Consider the following 4,636-nt stretch of genomic DNA (forward strand, 5'->3'; position numbering starts at 1 on the left):
AGATTGATGACAACTTGATAGCCTACGGCAGCGATAGCAGGATATTGTTCGATTGTCGGTTGTCCAGCGGTAGCTAATCGATCGGAAATCTGGAGGAAATTAACAATCTGTTCGACCTGGTGATGATTGTCCATATGTATCAGAGGTCGTGTCGATCGATAATATTTCGATCTTAATCTGCCTTCATAGATTTGGCTGCAACAGGACACAATTTTGGGAACTGGAGATCCGCTTGAGACAGTTCTGCACTCAGGCGTTCTTGCTCAGCAGGAGCCGCCAGAGCAAGTCTATTTCGCTTGAGTTCTAGGTCTGATTTCATCGCCGTACATTCTGGGTGGATTTTCTGTTCCAGATCTTCCTCCGCCGCAGTGGGTGCAGAAGAGCAAGCATTGAGGGCAATCGCAGTCCCAATTAGACAAAACACAAGATACTTCATTCTACAGATCGCGAACACATTATTAATTGATTCGGCGATCGATCGAGCAAATCGGGATGATTCGATTAGCAACATTGCTCTGTAACATCCTCACCAACAGATCTTTCGTTGAAAATTAGTCCTTTCAGACTCCAAATATCCCGTATCGATTTTGAGAATTCCTGGCTAATATGGGTAACATGAGGAAAGAGTAGTTACTCGCCGATATCGCGCCCACCCCGAATTATATGCGAAGCGACATAAATACGACAGCAACCATCGATCCGCGCATCGACGAACGGCTTGCCAAATTTGCTCGATCGACCCAAACTGGAGTCTGGAATCATCTCGATAAAGGCCAACTGATCGAGGATATTCGCGACAGGCTGAATAATCCTTACAAAGTCGAACAAGGCGAACAGCCATTTTGCGGCCCTGCGGCGGTAGTATTTGAACTAATTCGCAAACAACCCGATCGTTACATCGATATCTGTCAAAATCTTTACGAGCATGGCAGTTTTGATGGCTACACCAAAAAAATCGTCGCTTCGGGTAGATTGTGTCGCAGTTATGGCAATCTGAGGATGCCGCAAGCCGATTGGATGCTGCTGGCAACGCTCCGCGATTGTGCCAATAAAATCGTCCCCGTCCATCCCAAAGCACCTAAACTCATCCGCGAACTCGGTGGCATTACCAAACCCTGGGAAATCAATGGTTGGGTACGCGAACTCCTCGGCTATGCTCAAACCAAATCTCATCCTACGCCTTTAGCTGGCGAGTTTCGCGCACTTCAGGAAGCCGATAATACGATTCAGGCAGGCGGTGTTGCATTTGGATTGATCAATTCTCAAGGTTTGCTGGGTAATAATTCTTTTTTCATGTCCCGATTTCATCGCGTTTTCCCCAATCATTGGGTGACGATTTTGGGTAATATCTCGATCGAACCACCGACGAAGATAACTAAAAATAAGCAAAGTCGCGTCCAGTTTGATATCTATTCCTGGGGTCGGAAAATCCACGTTAATACCGACACTGCGACGATTAAAGATTTTTTCTGGGGTGTTGCTGTAGGTAAATCAGTAAGTGAAGTTAGTTAAATTATCTCACAAGCCAAGATGAGATAGTTTACTCCCATTACTGAAGTTCCTCTTCTGGTAGCGGTTCAAAAAAAGCATCTCCGAGTTTTCCTGTTAGTAATCCAGGAATGCGAGGCTGTGTCTGTTCTTGCCCTAATCCCAGACGAAAGTAGTGAATCAGATCGTAAATTTCTGCGAGTTTGTCTTCGGGGATATCTTGCAGTTCTTGGTATATTTGCTGAATCAGCATAGGTTTAATTCTTTAGTGATTGATGCTCGATATCTTGTATTATCTTATTCTTACCCAAGACAAGATCCTAAGTAATTTAATCCAAGTCTTAAACTTACCCCAGTATAGAGCAAAGAAAAACATCACCACCTTCCTGTCGATTTGCTGCTTTGTTAATCCTGCCTTTCTCCATCCATGTTTTTGCTCACTAATAAAACCTCTCCATTCTTCATTCTTAGACAAAAGTGACTTAATAAAAACAGATGTTAATTCTTCTTTGTTTTTGGACGAAAGTGACTTGGCAAGAATAGATAATAGCTCCTTTGTGACAGCACTACTTGGTAGAGATTTTACCACGCCTAAATAAAGCTTAATTATATAAATAGAAGCACCAGGTATTCGGAATAATATGAATAATTCTCTCATCGCTTGATAGCTTGTAACTTCTGATTTCCTCAATTTGGACGCGATATACGTCAACTCAGTTTTCCATTCCTTATAAGTCGGTTTCATAAAGCAAAGTTTCTCTAAATAACTAATGTTGGACTAGATAGCAGTTGTTGACGATATGCTTGTGTTGCATTCAATGCTGTCTTACCATCAGCAGAGATTGCATAGTAACGTCTTCTTGCGCCACCAGATTCTTCGCCTAGAGCTTCTTCACCCCAACGAGCAGTAACTAACCCTTGTTGCTCCATTCGTTTGAGTGCGGGATACAAACTACCCACGCCAATTTCTCGGCGGTTAGTTTCTTTGTTAGCTTTATTAATTCGATTGAGAATATCTAATCCATAGACACCCTGAGAGTGTCCCCAAATTACGGTCAAGATATCTTCTTCTGTAGCGGATAGGATGATTACCCCTCCGTCTTGTTTCTTTGCCATATTATTTACTTTGTTTTGCTAGTTGACACACCGACTGAATTGGCTTTTTGAGCAGAATGAGAATCGAGTGCATTTTGCCCAAACCAGACTAATACTGCTGAAACCACCGCAACACCGATTCCTCGCAGCCATACGTCTCTCGACTCTAACTGTTGTTTCATGTGCTCGATCTCTTTCTCCAGCACTGCGATCTTGGTTTGAAGACCACTAACGTCTTTTCCTAGTATATCTATTTCTTGCACGATACGTACCTGTTAATCAGCTATACTATCTTAGCATGATTATTACAAAAGCATAATACTTTCTTTTCTGATATGTCTGAAATAGTCGCGATCTGCGCTAGAAAAATTGCTCTAATGTATGCCTAGTAAAGATAATCTCTCTCTGCGACCTCTGCGCCTCTGCGGTTAAAATAAGGAGAGATTACTAGCATCGCTCTAATACCGCCCTCGATTGAAATCGAGGGCTAATGATACAAAGTCCGCGTAGGCGGACTGAATTTCTTAGAGGGTGTTTGAAAAGTTTTATTTGTTACAGTCGCAGGCTGTCAAACCCCCTAAATCCCCCTTAAAAAGGGGGACTAAGAATCTTTCTCCCCTTTTTAAGGGGGCTGGGGGGATTCATTTATACTTTTCAAACACCCTCTTAGTCCGCGTAGGCGGACTTTGCATCACGAGCGGGGGTTTCCAACCCCACGTTAACTAGCAACTTGAATATTACCAATCCAAACTAAAACAAGAAATAACGCTGCGCCATCGGCAACACAGTTGCAGGCTCACAAGTAAGTAACTCCCCATCTGCCCTTACCTCATAAGTTTCAGGATTTACTTCAATCCGAGGTAATGCATCATTTAACTTCATATCCCGCTTGCTGATATTCCGAGTCCCCGATACCGCCAAAACTTGTTTCTTTAACTGTAATCGATCGGGTAAAAATTGCTCGATCGCGACTTGCGACATAAAGGTAAAAGCAGTATTGGTTCTTGCGCCGCCATAACTACCAAACATCGGGCGCATGTGGACGGGTTGGGGGGTGGGAATACTGGCATTGGCATCGCCCATTTGCGCCCAGGCAATCATTCCGCCCTTAATTACTGTTTCTGGTTTGACGCCAAAAAAGGCAGGTTTCCATAAGCATAAATCGGCAATCTTACCAGACTCGATCGATCCGACATAATTACTAATCCCGTGAGTAATTGCGGGATTAATTGCATATTTAGCAATATAGCGTTTGGCACGTAAATTATCGGCTGGTTGACTATCTTGAGGTAAACCACCGCGTTGGATTTTCATTTTATGGGCGGTTTGCCACGTCCGAATGATTGTTTCCCCAATTCTGCCCATTGCCTGGGAGTCGGAAGAAATCATACTAAATGCGCCCAAATCATGAAGAATATCTTCTGCGGCGAAGTTTCGCGGCGAATTCTCGACTCGGCAAAGGAAACATCTTCAGGAATGCTGGGACTGAGATGGTGACACACCATCAACATATCTAAATGTTCGTCGAGGGTGTTTAAAGTATAGGGACGAGTCGGATTAGTCGAAGAGGGCAAAACATTTGCTTCACCGCAGACGCGAATAATATCGGGCGCGTGTCCGCCGCCTGCGCCTTCGGTGTGATAGGTATGAATCGTGCGCCCTTTAAAAGCGGCAATTGTGGTTTCGACAAATCCCGCTTCATTGAGCGTATCCGTGTGAATTGCCACTTGAACATCATATTTATCCGCGACGCTGAGACAATTATCGATCGTGGCGGGTGTAGTGCCCCAATCTTCATGCAATTTTAACCCGATCGCCCCTGCTTCCACCTGCTCGACCAAACCTTGAGGCTGGGAGCTATTTCCCTTGCCCAACAAGCCAATATTCATCGGAAATGCATCCGCCGCTTCCAACATCCGGTACATATTCCATACTCCAGGCGTACAGGTAGTCGCACTCGTTCCGGCTGCTGGCCCTGTACCGCCACCAATCATCGTGGTAATTCCCGCCGCGATCGCGACTTCAATCTGTTGAGGGCAGATAAAATGGATGT

Annotated in this window: 6 protein-coding genes and 1 pseudogene; 1 reads left to right on the forward strand and 6 read right to left on the reverse strand. The window is 44.5% G+C overall.

Going from position 1 to position 4,636, the window contains the following annotated elements; translation table 11 throughout:
• Positions 1 to 172 precede the first annotated feature (172 nt).
• Positions 173 to 436: a hypothetical protein gene (locus RMO27_RS12485; RefSeq protein WP_309732913.1), complete on the reverse strand. Its 264-nt coding sequence runs from the start codon at positions 434 to 436 to the stop codon at positions 173 to 175.
• Between the two features lie 227 nt (positions 437 to 663).
• On the opposite strand from RMO27_RS12485, the gene RMO27_RS12490 reads away from it, so the two are divergent.
• Positions 664 to 1,512 (forward strand): hypothetical protein, encoded by an 849-nt coding sequence (locus RMO27_RS12490; protein WP_309732915.1) that lies wholly within the window; start codon positions 664 to 666, stop codon positions 1,510 to 1,512.
• 37 nt (positions 1,513 to 1,549) lie between these two features.
• Here the strand turns inward: RMO27_RS12490 and RMO27_RS12495 are convergent, their stop codons facing one another.
• From RMO27_RS12495 to ureC, 5 genes and pseudogenes are all read right to left on the reverse strand, one after another.
• Positions 1,550 to 1,741 carry a hypothetical protein gene (locus RMO27_RS12495; protein ID WP_309732917.1) on the reverse strand — a complete coding sequence of 64 codons (192 nt, stop codon included), beginning with the start codon at positions 1,739 to 1,741 and terminating at the stop codon, positions 1,550 to 1,552.
• 39 nt (positions 1,742 to 1,780) lie between these two features.
• Positions 1,781 to 2,233 (reverse strand): hypothetical protein, encoded by a 453-nt coding sequence (locus tag RMO27_RS12500; RefSeq protein ID WP_309732920.1) that lies wholly within the window; start codon positions 2,231 to 2,233, stop codon positions 1,781 to 1,783.
• Between the two features lie 14 nt (positions 2,234 to 2,247).
• A complete protein-coding gene (locus RMO27_RS12505; RefSeq protein ID WP_309732922.1) occupies positions 2,248 to 2,604 on the reverse strand; it encodes a PadR family transcriptional regulator in 357 nt (118 codons plus the stop codon).
• A gap of 5 nt (positions 2,605 to 2,609) precedes the next feature.
• Positions 2,610 to 2,846, reverse strand: a complete 237-nt coding sequence (locus RMO27_RS12510; protein WP_309732924.1) for a hypothetical protein — start codon at positions 2,844 to 2,846, stop codon at positions 2,610 to 2,612.
• Positions 2,847 to 3,333: 487 nt separating this feature from the next.
• Positions 3,334 to 4,636, reverse strand: a pseudogene (ureC, locus tag RMO27_RS12515) (urease subunit alpha); the annotation flags it as partial.

It is taken from the genome of Chamaesiphon sp. OTE_75_metabat_556 (genome assembly GCF_031378165.1).
Classification (GTDB): Bacteria; Cyanobacteriota; Cyanobacteriia; order Cyanobacteriales; family Chamaesiphonaceae; genus Chamaesiphon.

What these genes read in the sequence shown, in the direction of transcription:
- RMO27_RS12485 (WP_309732913.1), bottom strand. Translation starts at nt 436, where the DNA reads ATGAAGTATCTTGTGTTTTGTCTAATTGGGACTGCGATTGCCCTCAAT.
- RMO27_RS12490 (WP_309732915.1), top strand. Translation starts at nt 664, where the DNA reads ATGCGAAGCGACATAAATACGACAGCAACCATCGATCCGCGCATCGAC.
- RMO27_RS12495 (WP_309732917.1), bottom strand. Translation starts at nt 1,741, where the DNA reads ATGCTGATTCAGCAAATATACCAAGAACTGCAAGATATCCCCGAAGAC.
- RMO27_RS12500 (WP_309732920.1), bottom strand. Translation starts at nt 2,233, where the DNA reads ATGAAACCGACTTATAAGGAATGGAAAACTGAGTTGACGTATATCGCG.
- RMO27_RS12505 (WP_309732922.1), bottom strand. Translation starts at nt 2,604, where the DNA reads ATGGCAAAGAAACAAGACGGAGGGGTAATCATCCTATCCGCTACAGAA.